The organism is Methanocaldococcus infernus ME, from assembly GCF_000092305.1.
In the GTDB taxonomy this organism is placed as follows: Archaea; AGJL01; Methanococci; order Methanococcales; family Methanocaldococcaceae; genus Methanocaldococcus; species Methanocaldococcus infernus.
The window spans coordinates 389,503-407,628 of the sequence record NC_014122.1 but is presented as its reverse complement, the minus strand read 5'-3'; the positions used below and the strand labels follow the sequence as shown (position 1 = coordinate 407,628).

Sequence of the window (18,126 nt, the reverse complement as noted above, 5' to 3'; positions counted from 1 at the left end):
TTTTATGTTAAGGAGGAAAGCTCTTTTTTAATTTTCTCTAAAATTTCCTTGGATTTAACATTAATGAATTCATCATGAGGCATATACTTCATTCTTGCAATGTCTTGCTTAACTGAAACCTTTAATATCTTACTTGGCTCTACTCCTCTCTCCACAGCCTTTAAAGCCTCTTCATAGAAGGTCATAATAATTTTCAACATTAAATACTGCTTCATTGGTGGGCAGTAAGTATCTACATCATCAAAGGCATCCTGCTGTAAAAAGTCTTCTCTTAACATTCTTGCAACTTCTAAGATAACTCTCTCCCTATCTGGCAAGGCATCAGGCCCAACTAATTGAACAATCTCTTGGAGTTCAGCCTCTTTCTGTAGTAAGTTCATAGCTGTATCTCTCAGCATTCTCCAGTCTGGCCCAGTATTCTTATGCCACCAGTCTGTAACCTCATCAATATAGAGGGAGTAACTCATAAGCCAGTTAATTGCTGGGAAGTGTCTTCTTCTTGCTAAGTTAGCATCTAAAGCCCAGAACACCTTAACTATTCTCAGTGTGTTTGAAGTAACTGGCTCTGAGAAGTCTCCACCTGGTGGAGAGACAGCTCCGACGATACAGACGAAGCCTATCTTATCTTTCTTATTCTCATCCTTACCTAAGGTAACAACTCTACCAGCTCTTTCATAAAATTGAGCTAATCTTGAAGCTAAGTAAGCTGGATATCCTTCTTCCCCTGGCATCTCTTCCAATCTTCCAGAGATCTCTCTCATTGCCTCTGCCCATCTTGATGTTGAGTCAGCTGTTAATAAAACCCCATAACCCATATCTCTGAAGTATTCAGCTATAGTTACCCCTGTATAGACAGATGCTTCCCTTGCAGCAACTGGCATATTTGAAGTGTTAGCTATCAAAACTGTCCTATCCATCAACTTGTTTCCAGTTCTTATATCCTCTAAGTGTGGGAACTCCTCAATAACTTCAGTCATCTCATTTCCTCTTTCTCCACAACCTATATAGACAACAACGTCAGCGTCACTCCACTTAGCTAACTGATGCTGAGTTACTGTTTTCCCACTTCCAAATGGTCCTGGAATAGCTGCAGTTCCCCCCTTGGCTAAGGTGAAGAAAGTATCTTCAACTCTTTGCCCAGTGATTAAAGGAATCTTTGGAGGTAACTTTTCTCTGTAAGGTCTACCCTTTCTAACTGGCCACTTTTGCATCATCTTTATTTCTCTTGTTTCTCCATTCTCTAACTCAACAGTGGCAACAGTTTCCTCAACAGTAAATTTCCCCTCTTTTATCTCAACAATTTTCCCCTTAATTCCAAATGGAACCATTATTTTATGTGTTATAGAAGGAGTTTCATCAACTAAACCTATAACATCTCCACCCTCTACTAAATCTCCTTCATTGACAACAGGTTTAAACTCCCATTTTATCTCTCTTGGAAGTGCTGGAACATCTACTCCTCTTGGGATGAAGATTGAGCCAGTCTTCTCTTCAATAGCTGTTAATGGTCTCTGAATACCATCATACATAGCTCTTAACATCCCTGGCCCTAACTCTACAGATAAAGGTGAACCTGTCCCAATAACTGGCTCTCCTGGTTTAACCCCAGTAGTTTCTTCATAAACCTGAATAACTGCTCTATCTCCATGTAATTGAATAATTTCTCCTGTTAATTTCTCTTCTCCAACCTTAACAACTTCATACATCTGAGAACCTTTCATTCCTTCAGCAACTACAACAGGCCCAGCTATTTTAACAATCTTACCAGCCATTACCTTCACCTTAAAGATTTTTTATTTAGCAACACCAACAGCCTTTCTTATAAGCTCTTTTATTGGATCCTCTCTTGCCAATTTTCCATTTTTGTCAGGAATTTCTACAATAACTTTATTTATATTTTTCATGTTTTCTCTTATCTCTTCAGCTAACCTCTCTGTTATAATTATAAATGCTATATCTTTATTTTCAGCCAAAGTTTTTAAAGCTTTTATAGCATCTTCTTTATCTTTAACTTCATAGACATCCTTAAGTCCAGCCAATCTAAAGCCTATGGCTGTTTCTCTATCACCAATAACCCCTATTCTCATTCTACTTCACCTGAACTAACAAGGATCTAATTTCTTCAGCTTTCAAATTCTCTAACTTCCCTTTAATTATAATTTTTAAGTTCTTTATCTCCAACTCTTTCCCAACAATTAAGCCTATAATTGGCCCTACACCAAAAGGCTTTCTCAGTGAGAGAGCTCTACCTTTCTCTAAGATTAACTTATCAAGAACCTTCTCAAAGACATAAATAGACTTTGTCCTCTGATACTCATCTAAGGCATCTGAAAGTATCTGATAGTAAGAGGTTCCTTCTAAACCTCCTATAACTCCCTCTATTCCTTCAGCTCCAGCAAGCTCTTTTAACTTCCACTCAGGTAATTCATAACCAGAGGTTAAGTACTTTGAAAGCTCTTCAGCACTTATATTATCAACCTTAGCCCTTAACAACACTTTCAATAACTCAACATCTATTAAGGTTCCAAAGAACTCTTTAAAGATATCTTCCTCTTTCCCTTCAGTCATTAAGGCATTTCTTAAAAGCTCTAAGTAATATTTATCTAATAAAAGCTCCATCTCTTTAGTGTTGGAAGCATTCTGTAAGATTTTAAAGTATTCAGTTCCCTCTAAACCTCTTATTATTTCCTCAACACTCTCCATTTCAGAGAGTTCTTTAAGCTTCTTTGATAAGGTTCCAATTGGCACTAATAATTTTAAAGTCTCCTCTGGAGATAAGCCAAGTTTCTTAGCCCTAATTAAGGTTTTTATATTTTTTATGTCAAACTTTATCATCATTATCTTTAAAACTTTTTTAGCCTTCTCTGGGGAAATGTTGTAGAGAAATTCATAAGTTTCAGCTAAATATTGGTTTAAAGCCTTTTCTAAGTCTATCTCATCCTTAATATCACTTAGATATTTACTATATTCAGTGTCTCCTAAAAGTCCTAAGATCTCTTCTAAGGATCCAGCCTCTAAGAGTTCAGAGATCTTACTCTTATCTAATAACTTCCCCTCTCTACTCCTTACTCTTGCATTCACATAGGCATAGGGGGCAAGATCAATAACCATCTTTGTTATCCAGACAATAACCACTAAAATGATGATAACAGCAGAGGCAACAATGAGAAGCAAAAAAGGATTATCAACAAAGTTTAACAAGTCTTTTAAAGTGTTTAATAAACTAATATCCATGTTTTCTCACCTTAAAACAACTTCTCAGTCACCTTAATTCTTATCTTTGGTAGAGATCTCTCAAATATTGCCTCTAAGCTGTTATCTAATAACTTAGTTTTATCTCCACTATTTAGGATACAGCCCCCTAAGATATCTACAACCTCTCCCTTCTTAAGGACTGTAACTTTATTAGTTTTTAGCTCAACTTCCTTCTCCAACTTCCATAGAGCCTCTTCCTCTAACCTCTCATAATCTCTCTTATTTAAATTAACAAATATTTCTCCTCCTCCTAAGGAGATAGCTCCTTCTTTAATTAACTTTAACAACTTATCCATATACTCAGGCTCATCTGGTAACTTGGCTAAGTCTTCCCTTAACTTCTGAATAGCCTTCTCAATAATTCTCTCCTTAACCTCTAAGATCTCTCTCCTTGCCTGTAACTTAGCTTCTGCTATAATACTATTATAAAGAATCTCAGCCTCTTTTTCTCCCTTCTTTAAAATTTCATTTTTTCTCTTTTCAGCTTCTTCTTTAGCCTTATTTAATATCTCTTCCTTTTCCTTTTCAGCTTCCCCTATAATTTTTTTAGCCTCTAAGTTAGCATCTTCTAATATCTTCTCCTTTATCTTCTCAATTCCCACAGATATCACCAAAAAAATTTAATTGATTAGACCATGAGCATAATTAAGATAGCAATTAAGAGACCAAAGATAGCAAAGGTTTCTGGCATGACAGCTAAGACTAAACCTTTACCCATAGCCTCAGGATCCCTTGCAGTTGCTCCAATAGCTCCAGCTGCAGTAATCCCCTGTCCTATTCCAGATAAACCAGCAAAACCAACTGCAAACCCTGCACCTAAAGCAGCTACATCCTTAGCTCCAGCTCCTGCAAAGACTCCAACAAGTAAGAGGATAGCTACTAATAAACCATAAATTGCCTGTGTCTCTGGAAGGACAGAGAAAACCATAGCCTTACCAAACATTTCATTGTCTTCAGCTACAGCCCCTAAACCAGCTGCTGAAGCTATTCCCTGTCCTATAGCTGATAAACCAGCTAAACCAACAGCTAAACCTGCTCCAAACATTGCCCAGGCAGGAGCTGTTTTGAAGACAAAGAGAATAAGGATAGCTATTAAGAAACCATATAAACCCTGTGTCTGTGGTAATGCTTGGAAAACTATGGCTGTACCAAACTTGTTAGGATCTTCAGCTATAACTCCTGCTCCACTTGCTCCTGTAATTCCCGCTCCAATTCCAGAACCTAAACCAGCTAAACCAACAGCTAAACCTGCTCCAATTGCTCCTAATAGTAATGGATCCATCTTCAATCACCTCATTTTTTATTGTACTGCTGTATATTCTCTCTTAGCCTTAAATGGAGAGAACTTCTTCCCTCCACCTTCATAGAATTGGGAGAAGAATTCAACATAGTGTAACCTTAGAGAGTGTATAAAGGCTCCTAACCCATTCATGACAAAGTTAAAGATGTGCCCTCCAACTAATATAATTATTGCTAATATCACTCCAATAATTGGGATTGACTCTCCAACAATCTTAGCCATAATATTAACAGCCATTGCTAAACCTCCAGTAGCCAAACAGAGAGCTAAAAGCCTTGCATAAGACAAAACATTCCCTAAGAATGCTGTTATATCCATAGCTCCTAAGATAGCTTCCATAATTCCTCCAGATTTAAATCCTTTGTACATGCTAACCAAGATGGCTAAGACTACAAAGGCTCCTATTATATAAAGGCCTAAAATATTCCCCATCATATAAATAGGAACTCCTACAAAGATTGACAATATTAAGAGAATCCAGATTCCTTGGTTTATAAAGGCCTCTCCAAAGCTCTTTTTTAAGTTCTCTTTGAACCCTATTAGTAATCCAATGAGTAAATGAATTAAACCTACAATGATGGAGAAGCCTAAAATAACTATTGGACCATTTTCAAAGAACTTACTCTCTCCTAATGGGTTTATGATAGCTAAGCCTAAGTCATAAACATTGATTCCTAAGAACTTATCTAAGAAGTCTCCTAAGTAACCTCCTGTTATAATTCCCATAATAACTGTTGAAATCCCTGCTAAGGTTAAGATGTAACCTAAGTTCTTAGCTCCCTCACTAACCTTTCCTAACTTTTTGTACATCCATAAGCCAATTAAGGTTAAAGCCAATCCATAGATAGCATCAGTTAGCATAATTCCATAGAACAGTAGGAAGCCAGGAACTATTAATAGGGTTGGGTCAACCTCATTATACTTTGGAACTGCATACATCTCAGTGAGCATCTCAAATGGCTTTATTGGCTTTGGATTGTTTAACATGACAGGAATCTTCTCCTCTGGCTCATCTGGGTCTTCAACAGATATCTCAGAGTAACCATTAGAAGCTCTTTCCACAATTTCTTTAACCTTATCAACATACATCTTAGGAGTCCAAAGCTCTATATAGTAAGTTCTTAAAGTCTTTCCGAAGTTTGTATAAACCTCTCCTCTCTCCTTTTCAATTTCTAAGAGTTCATAGCAAACTAAGAGATCTTCTTCCCACTTCTTTGATAGCTCTTTTAACTTATTAACTATATTCTCTTTCTCTCTCTTTATCTCTTCCAACTCTCTCTCTATTTTACTAATAACTTCCTTTGGATAACCTTCAACTCCCTCTATATTGTATCTCTCAAACTCATACTTTCTTAGTTCAGCTAAAACCTTATCTAACTTCTCCACTAAAGTGATAACTAAGATAGGAACCTTAACCTTCTTCTCCTTCTCAAACTCTTTTCCAACATAAACCTCTATGTAGCCATCAGCAACCTTATCTAAGTTATTTATAATTTCTTCAACATTTTCCTTTAAAACACTACCACAGCCTATAAAGACATATTTTCCATAACCTAAGTATTTTAAATCAAACTCAAAGCTTAATAAATAAGAGATTTGCTCTTTTAGTTGAATTAGCCTACTCTCTTTATTTTCCAACTCATTCAACTTATTAGCAAGAGGTTCAACCTCACCCTCAACCTTGCTAACAATGTCTTTAACATAGCCAATAACTTCCTCATGAGTCTTTAAATTTAGTGTCCTCTTCTTTGGAGGCTCAGGATTTAAAAACTCTTTTATACTACCCTCCTTAGGGTTTACTGTATTGAAAAGGTCTAAGATTTTACTAACCTTTAGCATTAAGGAGGTGACATCTTTTAAATAACCTGCAGGGTGTGAAGGGCTTAACAGTAACCTCCATTCAGGATTTTCCAATTTTTCAGAAACACTACAAATTTCACTTAACCCAGATTCATGTAGTTCCCTTATAACATTGTCAGCATATTCATCCAATACCACCAACTTAACCTTTTTCATTCTTGCAGGTCTCACTTATAATCACCTTCCTTAGATCTCTAAAATCTCACTCAACTTCAAGGTTAAGATCTTCATCTTAGCAGCTTCTTCAATCTCCTTAGCCTCTTTCTTAGCCTTCTCTATAATCTTCTCAGCTTCAGCTTTAGCCTCTTCTTCTTTAGTTTTTATTAAATTCTCTACTATCTTCTTAGCCTCTTCTTCAGCCTCTTTTATTATCTTTTTCCCTTCCTCAATAGCCATCTTTCTTATCTCTTCAGCTTCTTTCTTAGCTTCATCTATCTTTTTAATAGCTTCTTCTTCTACTAACCTAATCTCTTTTATAACCTCTGCTATCATACATTTCACCAATCCAGTAAAGTGTGGCTGGAATACAGCCTATAGCTGTACAGGTTTCTAATGATATTCCCTTCTTAGTTATATCTAAGTGATACTTGGAAAACTCTAAAATGTCTTTTGGTAAGCCATGCCTACCTAACCCTATAAAAATTCCAATAGGCTTTTTAGTTAATAAACCTATTGTTTCCTCTGGAGTAATACTCTTTTTCTTGTCTGGCTTAGATGTTGAAGCTATAGGAACTCCAAATTGAGATAAAAACTTATCAACAATAAAAAACTTATTATTTTCTATTAGCATTCTCAGATACTTCCCAGAGTCTCCTATAGTTGTACTTATTTCTTTAACCTCTTCAACATCTTCAACAGGAAAATCCATAATGGCTAAGTTACAATTATATGCCCAACAAACAGGAGCTGCTCTTGCTATGGCCCTCTTATGAGCTTCATGCCATCTCTTTTTATCATAAGAGTTGTACAAAATTAATGTAATTCTTTTCATAACTTTTGCTCTAAAATCGTTTTAAATATAAATATCAAGTATCTTAATTGGCATAATTAATATATTTTTGGAAACAACTTAAAACCGAAAAGTTTATATATTCCTTATGTGATTTTACATAATACCTTCTGAGCGGGGGTCGCCAAGCCTGGCCAAAGGCGCCGGACTTAAGATCCGGTCCCGTAGGGGTTCGGGGGTTCAAATCCCCTCCCCCGCACTATTTTTTATATCCTATGTAATTCATAAATTTAAATAAAATAGTTTATTAAAATTTTAAGTGATGGTAGAGTGTTTCAAACTTTGTTAATTGATAACCTATTATAGCTCCAACAGCTGCTGGGATAGATAGGTGAAAGCCAAAGATTTCAGTACATATTACTATAGTTCCCAATGGTGTGTTGGTTGTAGCTGAAACAACTGTTGCTATCCCAAGGACTATAAAGGGAGTTGGATCCAAGTTAAAGATAGAGGCAAAGAGGGCTCCTGAAAGTGAGCCAATGCATATAGAGGGGATAACTAACCCTCCAGGGGAGCCTGAGCCAATGGTTAGAGAGGTGGCAAAGATTTTAAATATTAATAGTAAAGCCAATAAATAAATTGGATAACTTACTGTGAAAAGGTTTTCTACTAAATTTAAGCTTAAGCCAGAAACTTCTGGAGCTATTAGGAAGATAGGAATTAATAAAAAGCCAGCTATGGTTAATCTTGAAGTGTAGTTATTTAACTTAGTCTCAAAAAGCTCTTTTACTTTTAAATAAAATTTTATATAGAATTTAGAGAGATATGTGCAGAAGAGAGCAGCCACTATAAAAAGAGCAAGGTCTAAAAAGTTTATTTGATAGGATAGGTTTGAGACATGAATGAGATGATCCTTTTTTAGTACAAAGTGAACAATTAAGTAACCCATAATGCTGGCTATAATTGGAGGGATAAGATTTATATATCTAAAATCTTCCCTTTCTATAATCTCACATGTAAAGATAGCTGCTCCTATAGGGGCTAAGAAGGCTCCACCTAAACCTCCAGCAATTCCTGTTAAGAGAACAAGTTCTCTATTTTTCAAATTTAATTTTTTATATAGTGTGTCAGCAAAGGCTGCACTTGCCTGAACACATGGCCCTTCCTTTCCAGCACTTCCACCAACAGAGATAACTAAGCCAGTAAGTAAGATTTTTAAAATCCCATGTAAAAAAGAGAGCTCTTTATTGTACTTTAAAGCACTAACTACCCTATCAACCCCTGTCCTTCTGATCTCTGGAAACTTATCTATAAAGATACCAACAATAAAAAAGATTAAAGGAAGGAGGAAAATATTATTTATTTTATGCTCAATCAGTATATTCAAAAGTAATGAGCTTAAACCTCCAACTATTCCAATAGATGAAGCTATCCCTATCCATTTTAAGAATTTTAATACCTTTTCCATAAATTTTCACACTAAATAGCTTTTAAAGAAAATAATATATATTAGTTAATAAAATTTTTATTAATTGGTTTTTCTCTTTTTTGAGTTTTATTATTTTTTGAGGGATACCTATGGAAATTTTGAGGACAGAGAATATTGTTAAATACTTTGGTGAATTTAAAGCTTTGGATGGAGTGTCTATTTCTGTAGAAAAAGGGGAGTTAACATTAATAATAGGTCCTAATGGTAGTGGAAAGTCAACCTTAATCAATGTAATTACTGGCTTCCTAAAAGCTGATGAGGGAAGGGTTTATTTTGAGAATAGAGATGTAACCAATAAAGAGCCTAATGAGCTTTATCACTATGGGATAGTTAGAACTTTCCAAACTCCTCAGCCTTTAAAGGCTCTAACTGTCTTAGAAAATTTGTTAATTGGAGAGATAAGCCCAGGAGAGAATCCATTAAAGGCCTTAATGTATAAAACTTGGATCAACAAAGAGGAGGAAATGGTTGAGAAGGCCTTTGACATCTTAGAATTTTTAAAGCTCTCCCATCTCTATGATAGAAAGGCTGGCTCTCTAAGTGGGGGACAGATGAAGTTGGTTGAAATTGGTAGAGCTTTAATGACCAACCCTAAATTAATAGTGATGGATGAACCTATTGCTGGAGTAGCTCCAGGATTGGCTCATGATATCTTTAACCACATATTGGAGTTAAAGAAGAAGGGAATAACTTTTCTTGTTATTGAGCATAGGCTTGACATTGTTCTTAGATATATTGACCATCTCTATGTTATGTTTAATGGTAAAATTATAGCTGAAGGGAAAGGGAAAGAGGTTGAAGAGGTTATTAAAGATCCAAAAGTTGTTGAGATCTACATGGGTGGCTCTTATGATTGATGTTAAAAATCTAAATGCTGGCTATGGGAAATTACAAATCCTATTTGATGTTAATGCCAAGATTAGAGAGAGGAAGATAACTACAATTGTAGGCCCTAATGGTAGTGGGAAATCAACATTTTTAAAAACCTTATTTGGATTAACTACAATATACCCAGGAGAAATCATATACAAAAATAAGAATATAGAGAAAGTTCCCCCCTACAAGAAAGCGAGAATGGGTATAGCTTTCTTACCACAAACTAATAATGTCTTCTCCAATTTAACAGTTGAGGAGAACTTAAAAATAGCTGGCTATATCTTACCAAAGGAGAAGCTTAAAGAGAGGATAGAATTAGCTTTAAATGTCTTCCCAGAGCTTAGAGACTTACTTAAAAGAAAGGCTGGCTCTCTAAGTGGAGGACAAAGACAATTTTTAGCCATGGCTATGGCAATTGTTAGAGATGCCAATGTCTTAATGTTAGATGAGCCAACAGCTCAGCTTTCTCCAAAGTTGGCTGAAGTCATCTTTAGTAAGATTACTGAGATGAGAGATGAGTATGGAATAACAGTTCTACTTGTTGAGCAGAATGCAAAGAGAGCCTTGGAGATTAGTGACTTTGGCTATATGTTTGTAAGTGGTAGAGTAGCTTTAGAAGGAAAGGCTGAAGATGTCCTAAATCATGAGAAATTTAAAGAGTATTCCTTAGGAATAACAGCTTTGTAGAGGGATAAACATGATATTAGAAGGAGCTATAATTTACTCCAACCTATTGGTTTTATTGGCTTTGGGTTTAACCTTAACCTATATAACCACAAATGTCCCAAACTTTGCTCAGGGGAGTTATGCCATTGTTGGAAGTTATGTAGCTCTAACACTATTAAGACTTTTTGGCATAAACCCTTACTTTTCTCTGCCAATCCTTTTTATTGTTGGGGGCTTTGTTGGTTTAATTACTTACCTAATCTTAAAACCTTTAATTAAAAAAGGAGCTTCTGTAGAGATCTTAATGATTGCCACTTTAGCTATAGATATAATTTTATTTGGTTTCATAGGAGCTTACTCAGAAATTTTGAGTAAGATAGTTGGTTATCCTCAACTAAAGTTTGTCTTCTCAAACTTAGACTTCTCATTTTTAGGGTTGAAGGGAATTTTATTTGTTTCTACAGGAGTTTTAGCCATTTTACTAATATCTTTGTATATCCTCCTCTATAAAACAAAGTTTGGAATTGCACTAAGGGCTTCTATGGAAAACCCTTCCTTGGCTCAAACAGTTGGGATAAATGTTGAAGGAACAAGGCTATTCTCTTGGGTTTTATCTGGAGCCCTTGCAGGAGTTGCTGGAGGTCTTCTTCCATATATGCAAGAGATAGTTCCAGCAACAGGAAGCTTTATAATCATCTCCATCTTTGCCGCCAGTATTGTGGGAGGGCTTAGAAATATAGCTGGAGCTCTGGTTGGAGGTTACATAATAGGGATGTCTGAGAGTTTATTAACCTATTATCTCTCACAAATCTTTGGAAACCAATTCTTAGTTTATGGAAAGGTTGTTTCCTTAGTTATTATGGTTTTAGTTCTCCTATTGGCTCCTGAGGGAATTATGGGGATAGACTGGAATAAGGTAAAGAAAAGATTTTTGAATTTACAATAAAAAGAGGGGATAAAAATGATTGAGCTTATTGGTCTCATCTTGTTATGGTTTGGAATTTACTATATTGTTTCCTCCTCTTTAAACTTAGAATTTGGTTATGCAGGAATTCCAAACTTTGGAAAAGCTCTCTCTGTCTTAGTTGGAGCTATTGCTGTAGGAGGGATTTTAAATAGGTTACTTATACTATACTTCAACACAAAGGGAAGCTTAGTTGAAGCTTCAACCTACGCAGTTAGTAATATCAACCAAATTATAGCCCATGATCCACTAATGGGCTTTTTAATTTTGATAGCTTCAATTATCTTAGCAGTAATTTGTGGAATGATTGTTGGAGCCATCTTTATCTTACCAAGTGCTAAACTAAAGGAAGACTACTTAGGGGTTACTCTCTTAGCCATCAGTGAAACCATCTTCTTAATCTCAATCTATGACTTAAATATAGTTGGTGGTTACTTTGGCCTCTCTGTTCCTGATGTCTTAGCCTTCATTCCTGGAGATTTAAGGTTATGGGCATTTATTGGAATTGTTCTATTTATGGCCTTTTTAGTCTATTTATTCTTTGAGAGGTTGTTAAATACACCATTTGGTAGAGTTTTAAAGGCTATGAGAGAGAATGATAATACTGTTAAAGCCTTTGGTAGAGATATAATGATGTTAAGGATAAAAGCTATGGCTATAGGCTCTGGGGTTGGAGCAATAGCTGGAGCCTTATATGTTCTTTACACAGCTAATATAGTGGCTAACTCATTCACAAGAACAGAATGGACATTTTTCCCATTCTTAATGGTTTTACTTGGAGGAAAAGGGAATAATAAAGGAATAATTGTAGGAACCCTAATTTATGTTATCTTCAAGGTGTTGCTTGACTACTACAAGTATGATATTAAAAATCTCCTCCATATTCCCTTTGAGCCTGTCTGGTTTTCCTATATACTATTTGGAGTTATTATGCTCTTAATCCTCTACTATAAGCCAGATGGATTACTACCAGAGGGGCCAGTATTAACTCCACCAGTAAAAAAATACTTAAAAAAGAACTAATAATTTTTTTAATCTTTTAAATTTTAAATAAAAAAATATAAAAAAGAGTTTTAGTAGACTAAGTAGTTGTTTAACTCCCAGTCAGTTACTGAAATTCTGAAGCTGTCCCACTCTGCTCTCTTTATCTCTAAGTATTTCTCAAATATGTAGTCTCCTAAAGCTTTCTTTAAGACATCATCATTTTCAAGCTCATCTAAAGCATCTTTTAAGTTGGATGGAACTGACTCAATTCCAAGGGCTTTTTTCTCCTCTTCACTCATCTTGAAGATGTTCTTCTCAACTGGTTCAGGTGGAGTTAACTTTCTCTTAATTCCATCTAATCCAGCTGCTAACATACAGGCAAAGGCTAAGTATGGGTTACAGGTTGGATCTGGAGCTCTGAACTCAATTCTTGTAGCCTTTCCTCTTGCAGCTGGAACTCTTATAATAGCACTTCTATTTTTGTTAGCCCAGGCTATATTAACTGGAGCCTCATATCCTGGAACTAATCTCTTGTATGAATTAACTGTTGGGTTTGTAACAGCTACTAAAGCTTTAGCATGCTCTAAAATTCCTGCTATGTAGCTTAAGCAAGTTTCACTTAACCCATTGTAAGGCCCATTTGGATCATAGAATGATGGCTCTCCATTGAACCAAACACTTTGGTGGCAGTGCATTCCATTTCCATTCATTCCAAAGAATGGCTTAGGCATGAATGTAGCCTTTAATCCATGTTTCTTAGCTATATTTTTAATGGTCATCTTGAAGGTTACTACTGAATCAGCTGTCTTTAAAGCATTGTCAAATTTGAAGTCAACTTCATGCTGTCCTGGAGCAACTTCATGGTGGGAAGCTTCAACATGGAAGCCAAGGTTTTCTAAGGCTAAGACTATATCTCTTCTTATATCTGGAGCCTCATCTAATGGCTCAACATCAAAGTATCCTCCATCATCAGCAGGAACCCATCTTCCATTTTCATCTTTCTTTAATAAGAAGAACTCTGGTTCTGGCCCTACAAAGAACTCTCCTTTATCCTTTTCTTTTAACTCTTCTAAAAGAGCTTTTAATCTACTTCTTGGATCTCCTTCAAATGGAGTTTTCTCATCTCTATAAACATCACAGATAACTCTTGCTACACTCTTCTCCTCTGGTCTCCATGGTAAAACAGACAAGGTTGAGAGATCAGGTTTTAATAACATATCAGACTCTTGTATTCCAACAAAACCAGTAATTGAGGAACCATCAAACCAAACTCCAGTTTCTAAGATTTCTCTTAATTCCTCTAACCCTTTCTCTCCACCCTTAACAGGATAGGCAACATTCTTAGGGAAGCCTAAGATGTCAACAAACTGAAACCTTATAAACTTAACATTATTCTTTGTTATATACTCAATTGCTTGCTCAATATTCATCCTTTCACCCTTATCAGCTGTAAAAAATATTCTGGAAATAAGTTTCCTACTTCCCTATATAAATATTTTACGGTTTCATTTGGGGGATAATATGAAAAATTACATTGGGAAAATTCATGTAAAGTGGTGTCAAAACTGTAATGTTCCACTGATTGGTAAAAGATGTGGTGTTTGTGGAGAGGAAAGTTTTAGTGTTAAGCTAACTCCTCCAGGAGACGCAAGAATTGGATTTAAGTATGATATAGAGTTTATAAACTCAATTATAAAAAAAGAGTATGGAAGTGAACCACTAAGTGGGAAAAAAGTAATTTTAATTAATAAAATACCAAGTGAAGAGGAGAGTTATGAGATCATAGAGGATGGAGTTGTTAAATATTTAATCTATTATAACAATGGCTGGAAAGTTAAATTAAAGCCTTATGGAGCCTTAGACATAGGAAAAACTAAAAAATTTGTTAAGGTTGAAAATAAGGTTTTAGACTTACTAAAGAATAAAAAAATCTCAATATTAAGGCCAGGGATTTTAGAAATTGGAGAGTTTGAGAGAGGAGATGATGTAATAATTTTAGATGAAGATAATAAAGTTGTAGGTGTTGGCCTCTCTCAAGTCTCTTCTGAGGAAGCTAAGGAGATGGAGAAGGGAAAAGTTGTTAAGGTTAGGGGAATCTTAAAGGATGAAAAGAGAGGGGAAAGAGAGTATAGAGACTTGGAAGAAGCTTTTAAGGTTATGGTTGAAGCTAACAAGGAAGTTGTAGAGAAGTATGAGAGAAATGCTATAGGCTTCATTAGGAATACAGCTAAAAAAATTAATAAAAAGATTATTGTCCCTTACTCTGGAGGAAAGGATAGTTTAACAACCTTAATTTTATGCTTAAAGGCTTTGGAAAATTTTGAAGTCATCTTTATAGACACTGGCTTAGAGTTCCCTGAAACTCTTAAGAATGTTGAAGAGGTTAAGAACAAATTTAACTTAGATATTAAAGTTCTTAAGCCAAAGCTTAGCTTTTGGGAGCTTGTTGAAAAGTATGGAATTCCTGGGAGAGACTATAGATGGTGCTCAGAAGAGTTAAAGCTTAAACCTTTAAAAGAGTATGTGAAGGAAGAAGTTCTTTCATTTCTTGGGCTGAGAAAGTATGAAAGTTACAGTAGAGCTAAGAAAAAGTTGATAGAAAAGAACACCTATATAGAGAAACAGATAAATGCCTATCCAATCTTTCACTGGAGCTCTTTACATGTCTGGCTCTTCCTTTTGAAGGAAAAAGCTCCTTACAATAAGCTTTATGAGAAGGGCTTTGATAGAATTGGCTGTTACCTATGCCCAGCCATGGGATTGGGAGAAATAGAGAGAGTTAAAAAATTCTATCCTGAACTCTGGGAGAGATTCGAGAAAGTATTAAAAAAGTTCTTCTCTGAAGAAGAGATTAGAAGAGGAACTTGGAGAGTTAGGAAGAAGGCTTAAACTTAAAGCCATAGGTTATAACCCCATCTTCACCATCTTCCTTTATCCTTCTGAAGACAGCTTCAACTGGCATTCCTATATAAACATCCTCTGGCTTACAATCAACAATTTGCCCAGTAACTTTAACCCCTTCCTCAAGCTCTACAATGGCTACAACATAGGGGGAAAGCATTTCAAACTCTTTTGGTGGTACATGGACAACCGAATAGCTATAAACCTTTCCCTTACCACTTAACTTAATTGGCTCAAACTTAGTCTTTCTTCTACACTTTGGACATATCTCTCTTGTTGGGAAGTAAATAGTGTTACAGTTTAAGCACTTAACTCCAACTAAGTTATATCTTTCCTTTATGTGCCTCCAGCTTCTAACAACCATTTTTATCCCTCAACAATGATTTCATTGTTATTGACATCTATCTTTTTTATCTCTCCCTTAAGCTCTTTCTTCTCTCCAAAGAGATTTATGGCTATAACTTTTTCTTCTAACTTTTCAACTAACATTACATCTTCCATAACTAACTCTCCATTGTAGTAGAGGTTGAAGTTACACATTATTTACACCTCTAACTCTATCTTGTATATTCTCTCTATATTATCCTTGTGAATTCTATAAACCTTTTCCTCATCTAAAACCCCTTTCTGTAAGAGTTTCTTAGTAACCCTTGGCACTGTCTTTATTCCCAACACTACTCCAGGTCTTTTTAGATCATCTATATAGTCTGTTTCCATAACAAACCTTAGAGATTTTTTAATTAGCTCCTCATTAACCCTATTGGCTAAGATTGATGGGAATATTTTATACTTCTCCCCCTCTAAAACCATGTCTCCACAGTGATGCTTTATAACTCTCTCAGGGTCTAAATTTACAGATTTAGCCATTTCACTGAACTCTTTAAATTGCTCTTCAGAAGAGGCTTCAGCATGTATCTGGATAGAGCAATCTAACTCTTTAGCCTTCTCCATACAGTACTTTAATATCTCATTTGAAACCTCTATTATTTCCTTTGGAACTTGGTAATGAGGCCTACCAACCTCTCCTAAGCCCACTAAGAAGTCATAGCTCTCTACAAGGGAAGAGGCATAGTCTATAGCTTCAATAACCTTCTCCTTAACCTTCTCCAAAGGCATATATTGATTTAAATAAGTGATTTCAGCAGGGTGAACTCCAACTAAGCCAAAGGCTTTAACCTTGGTTTCTTTATTTATCTTCTCTATATCTTTAACTAAGATATCCATAGACTCGGTTAAGTTTCCATCAAAGGTTGGCTTGTTCAGTAAAATTAAAACTCTACCTCCAGCATTGTAAAAGGTTTTAGCCACTTTTATAGCTCCTAAGCCCCTCTCATTATCAACATGTGCATGGTTATCAGTTATGATCAATTTATCACCTTACAAATAATTGGATCATTTAAAATTGAGCAAACCTCTTTTATCTCATCTCTATCAACTACACAAAAGAAGGTTTTTCCAAGCATGGACTGAGAAGAATTTTTTACAGTTTTACACATCTCCTTAATCTCATCATCCATTAACCCTGTTTCAAGGGCAAACCTATAAGAGAGCTTCATAAAGTTCTCTATTGTTGGTTTCTTTAGAAGTTCATTTAAACATCTCTCTCCAACTCTATTTATTCTCTCTTTTTTAATGTTATCTTTAATAATTTCTCTTGTTTCCATCTTTCCTAAGACATCAACAACCACATATTTATCAACATTAATCTTTAAAACCTTAAATGGAAGTCCTGGCTTTAGTCTTATAACAAAGCCTTTAACATACTGAGCTATCACATCCCCTAACCCTGTGCCACAGAGAACTTCAGAGGTATGAGCCTTTTCTAAGAAGTTATTATAGAAGAGCTTAGCCACTCCTAAGGCTGAAGCTCCACTCATCCCAAGCCCTGAGGCTAAAGGAAAGGGAGAGGTGAGGAAGAGATCAAAATTTTCAGGTAGAAGCTTTTTAACAGGACAAATATCTACTTTCTTGTTGTTGTAATAAATCCTTCCCCTCCCTTCTTTAACCTCTATCTTAACTCCCCTATTTAGAGTGATTCCAGCCCCCTTAGAGCCAGTTTTTAAAACTTCTCTATCTATATGGATAGAAAAGAATCCTGTTATATGAGCAGGAACAAACATATTATCCCAAACACTATCCTATAGATTCCAAATAAAATTAAGGAATGGTTTTTTACATACTTCAAAAATAGCTTAATACTTATTAAAGCTGTTATAAAAGAGAGTAAAGAACCTAAGATAATTATATTTATATCTGAGACTGTTAAATAGCTAACATTCTTGTAGATGGTGAAGGCTGTAGCTGCAGTCATTGTTGGAATAGCCAACAAAAAGGAGAACTCTGTAGCCACTTCCCTCTTTAACCCCAATAAAAGACCTCCAACAATGGTTGATCCTGATCTTGAAGTTCCTGGGATTAGAGAGAATGTTTGAAAGATGCCAATTATTAGAGCCTCTTTATAATTAACCTCTTCTAAACTTTTAATTTTTTCTTTTTTAATTTTCTCAACCACTATAAAGATTAAGCCCCAAATTATTGAAGTAAAGACAACTATTAAGATAGAGCTAAAAAGAGAAAAAATAATTTTATGGAATAGAAAGCCAGTGAAAGCTATAGGAAGAAAGGCTAAAAAAACTTTTTTCCAAATGTTTAAGTCCTTATAATCCTTATATCTATAAATTAGTGCTAAAAGAGCAGAGAGCTGAATAACTATTTCAAATGTTATATACTCTGGAGTCTGAGCTATGTTTAAAATTTTTGATACCACTATTAAATGAGCTGTTGAAGAGACTGGAAGAAATTCAGTTAGTCCCTCAACTATAGAAACAATAATAATATCTATAATGGTCATTATCTTTCCTCATAAAAAACTTATAAAAACA

At 35.4% G+C, this 18,126-nt stretch carries 20 protein-coding genes and 1 tRNA gene; 6 read left to right on the top strand and 15 right to left on the bottom strand.

All coding sequences use genetic code 11. The features are described 5' to 3' along the window. Window positions 1-2 precede the first annotated feature (2 nt). Genes METIN_RS02245 through METIN_RS02210 form a run of 8 tightly spaced genes read right to left on the bottom strand, consistent with a single transcriptional unit; the run spans window position 3 to window position 7,406 of the window. Window positions 3-1,772 carry an ATP synthase subunit A gene (locus METIN_RS02245; RefSeq protein ID WP_013099866.1) on the bottom strand — a complete coding sequence of 590 codons (1,770 nt, stop codon included), beginning with the start codon at window positions 1,770-1,772 and terminating at the stop codon, window positions 3-5. A 21-nt stretch (window positions 1,773-1,793) separates the two neighbouring features. Next, complete coding sequence (locus METIN_RS02240; RefSeq protein ID WP_013099865.1) at window positions 1,794-2,087, bottom strand: V-type ATP synthase subunit F; 294 nt, start codon at window positions 2,085-2,087, stop codon at window positions 1,794-1,796. Window position 2,088: 1 nt separating this feature from the next. Beyond that, window positions 2,089-3,234 (bottom strand): V-type ATP synthase subunit C, encoded by a 1,146-nt coding sequence (locus METIN_RS02235; RefSeq protein WP_013099864.1) that lies wholly within the window; start codon window positions 3,232-3,234, stop codon window positions 2,089-2,091. Window positions 3,235-3,245: 11 nt separating this feature from the next. Next, on the bottom strand, window positions 3,246-3,857 hold the full coding sequence (locus METIN_RS02230; RefSeq protein WP_048203311.1) for a V-type proton ATPase subunit E: 612 nt from the start codon (window positions 3,855-3,857) through the stop codon (window positions 3,246-3,248). 26 nt (window positions 3,858-3,883) lie between these two features. Continuing rightward, window positions 3,884-4,537 (bottom strand): ATP synthase subunit K, encoded by a 654-nt coding sequence (locus METIN_RS02225; RefSeq protein ID WP_013099862.1) that lies wholly within the window; start codon window positions 4,535-4,537, stop codon window positions 3,884-3,886. Between the two features lie 18 nt (window positions 4,538-4,555). Beyond that, the gene (locus METIN_RS02220) at window positions 4,556-6,586 is read right to left on the bottom strand and encodes a V-type ATP synthase subunit I (protein ID WP_332247472.1); all 2,031 of its coding nucleotides are present in this window, start codon (window positions 6,584-6,586) and stop codon (window positions 4,556-4,558) included. A gap of 15 nt (window positions 6,587-6,601) precedes the next feature. Beyond that, window positions 6,602-6,907: a hypothetical protein gene (locus tag METIN_RS02215; protein ID WP_013099860.1), complete on the bottom strand. Its 306-nt coding sequence runs from the start codon at window positions 6,905-6,907 to the stop codon at window positions 6,602-6,604. Further along, window positions 6,879-7,406: a DUF531 domain-containing protein gene (locus METIN_RS02210; RefSeq protein ID WP_013099859.1), complete on the bottom strand. Its 528-nt coding sequence runs from the start codon at window positions 7,404-7,406 to the stop codon at window positions 6,879-6,881. The genes METIN_RS02215 and METIN_RS02210 overlap by 29 nt, the downstream gene beginning before the upstream one ends. A 132-nt stretch (window positions 7,407-7,538) precedes the next feature. On the opposite strand from METIN_RS02210, the gene METIN_RS02205 reads away from it, so the two are divergent. Then, window positions 7,539-7,623, top strand: a tRNA-Leu gene (locus tag METIN_RS02205). A gap of 48 nt (window positions 7,624-7,671) precedes the next feature. Here METIN_RS02205 and METIN_RS02200 read toward each other — a convergent pair. Further along, window positions 7,672-8,832 carry a chloride channel protein gene (locus METIN_RS02200; RefSeq protein ID WP_013099858.1) on the bottom strand — a complete coding sequence of 387 codons (1,161 nt, stop codon included), beginning with the start codon at window positions 8,830-8,832 and terminating at the stop codon, window positions 7,672-7,674. A gap of 110 nt (window positions 8,833-8,942) precedes the next feature. Here METIN_RS02200 and METIN_RS02195 point away from each other — a divergent pair, with 110 nt between their 5' ends. The 4 genes from METIN_RS02195 to METIN_RS02180 are packed head-to-tail and all read left to right on the top strand — an operon-like array spanning window position 8,943 to window position 12,382. Beyond that, window positions 8,943-9,710, top strand: coding sequence for an ABC transporter ATP-binding protein (locus tag METIN_RS02195; protein WP_013099857.1), 768 nt, complete (start codon window positions 8,943-8,945; stop codon window positions 9,708-9,710). Next, window positions 9,703-10,416 carry a branched-chain amino acid ABC transporter ATP-binding protein gene (locus tag METIN_RS02190; protein ID WP_013099856.1) on the top strand — a complete coding sequence of 238 codons (714 nt, stop codon included), beginning with the start codon at window positions 9,703-9,705 and terminating at the stop codon, window positions 10,414-10,416. Before METIN_RS02195 ends, METIN_RS02190 begins: the two co-directional genes overlap by 8 nt. Before the next feature lie 10 nt (window positions 10,417-10,426). Then, window positions 10,427-11,341 carry a branched-chain amino acid ABC transporter permease gene (locus METIN_RS02185; RefSeq protein WP_013099855.1) on the top strand — a complete coding sequence of 305 codons (915 nt, stop codon included), beginning with the start codon at window positions 10,427-10,429 and terminating at the stop codon, window positions 11,339-11,341. 15 nt (window positions 11,342-11,356) lie between these two features. Next, window positions 11,357-12,382 carry a branched-chain amino acid ABC transporter permease gene (locus tag METIN_RS02180; RefSeq protein ID WP_013099854.1) on the top strand — a complete coding sequence of 342 codons (1,026 nt, stop codon included), beginning with the start codon at window positions 11,357-11,359 and terminating at the stop codon, window positions 12,380-12,382. A 50-nt stretch (window positions 12,383-12,432) separates the two neighbouring features. Here METIN_RS02180 and glnA read toward each other — a convergent pair whose 3' ends face one another. After that, window positions 12,433-13,773, bottom strand: coding sequence for a type I glutamate--ammonia ligase (glnA, locus tag METIN_RS02175; RefSeq protein WP_013099853.1), 1,341 nt, complete (start codon window positions 13,771-13,773; stop codon window positions 12,433-12,435). A 91-nt stretch (window positions 13,774-13,864) separates the two neighbouring features. Here glnA and METIN_RS02170 point away from each other — a divergent pair, with 91 nt between their 5' ends. Next, window positions 13,865-15,232: a phosphoadenosine phosphosulfate reductase domain-containing protein gene (locus METIN_RS02170; RefSeq protein WP_013099852.1), complete on the top strand. Its 1,368-nt coding sequence runs from the start codon at window positions 13,865-13,867 to the stop codon at window positions 15,230-15,232. On the opposite strand, the gene METIN_RS02165 is transcribed toward METIN_RS02170, so the two are convergent. From METIN_RS02165 to uppP, 5 genes are read right to left on the bottom strand one after another with little or no spacing between them, the layout of a single operon-like run. Continuing rightward, window positions 15,216-15,608: a Zn-ribbon domain-containing OB-fold protein gene (locus METIN_RS02165; RefSeq protein ID WP_013099851.1), complete on the bottom strand. Its 393-nt coding sequence runs from the start codon at window positions 15,606-15,608 to the stop codon at window positions 15,216-15,218. The two genes, METIN_RS02170 and METIN_RS02165, sit on opposite strands and share 17 nt — an antisense overlap. Window positions 15,609-15,610: 2 nt before the next feature. Beyond that, entirely contained in the window at window positions 15,611-15,784 is a 174-nt protein-coding gene (locus METIN_RS07530; RefSeq protein ID WP_013099850.1) for a CooT family nickel-binding protein, read from the bottom strand. A gap of 3 nt (window positions 15,785-15,787) precedes the next feature. Beyond that, a complete protein-coding gene (locus METIN_RS02160; RefSeq protein WP_013099849.1) occupies window positions 15,788-16,612 on the bottom strand; it encodes a TatD family hydrolase in 825 nt (274 codons plus the stop codon). Then, window positions 16,609-17,364: a pantoate kinase gene (locus METIN_RS02155; protein ID WP_013099848.1), complete on the bottom strand. Its 756-nt coding sequence runs from the start codon at window positions 17,362-17,364 to the stop codon at window positions 16,609-16,611. The genes METIN_RS02160 and METIN_RS02155 overlap by 4 nt, the downstream gene beginning before the upstream one ends. After that, window positions 17,343-18,095: an undecaprenyl-diphosphatase UppP gene (gene uppP, locus METIN_RS02150; protein ID WP_013099847.1), complete on the bottom strand. Its 753-nt coding sequence runs from the start codon at window positions 18,093-18,095 to the stop codon at window positions 17,343-17,345. Before uppP ends, METIN_RS02155 begins: the two co-directional genes overlap by 22 nt. Window positions 18,096-18,126 lie beyond the last annotated feature (31 nt).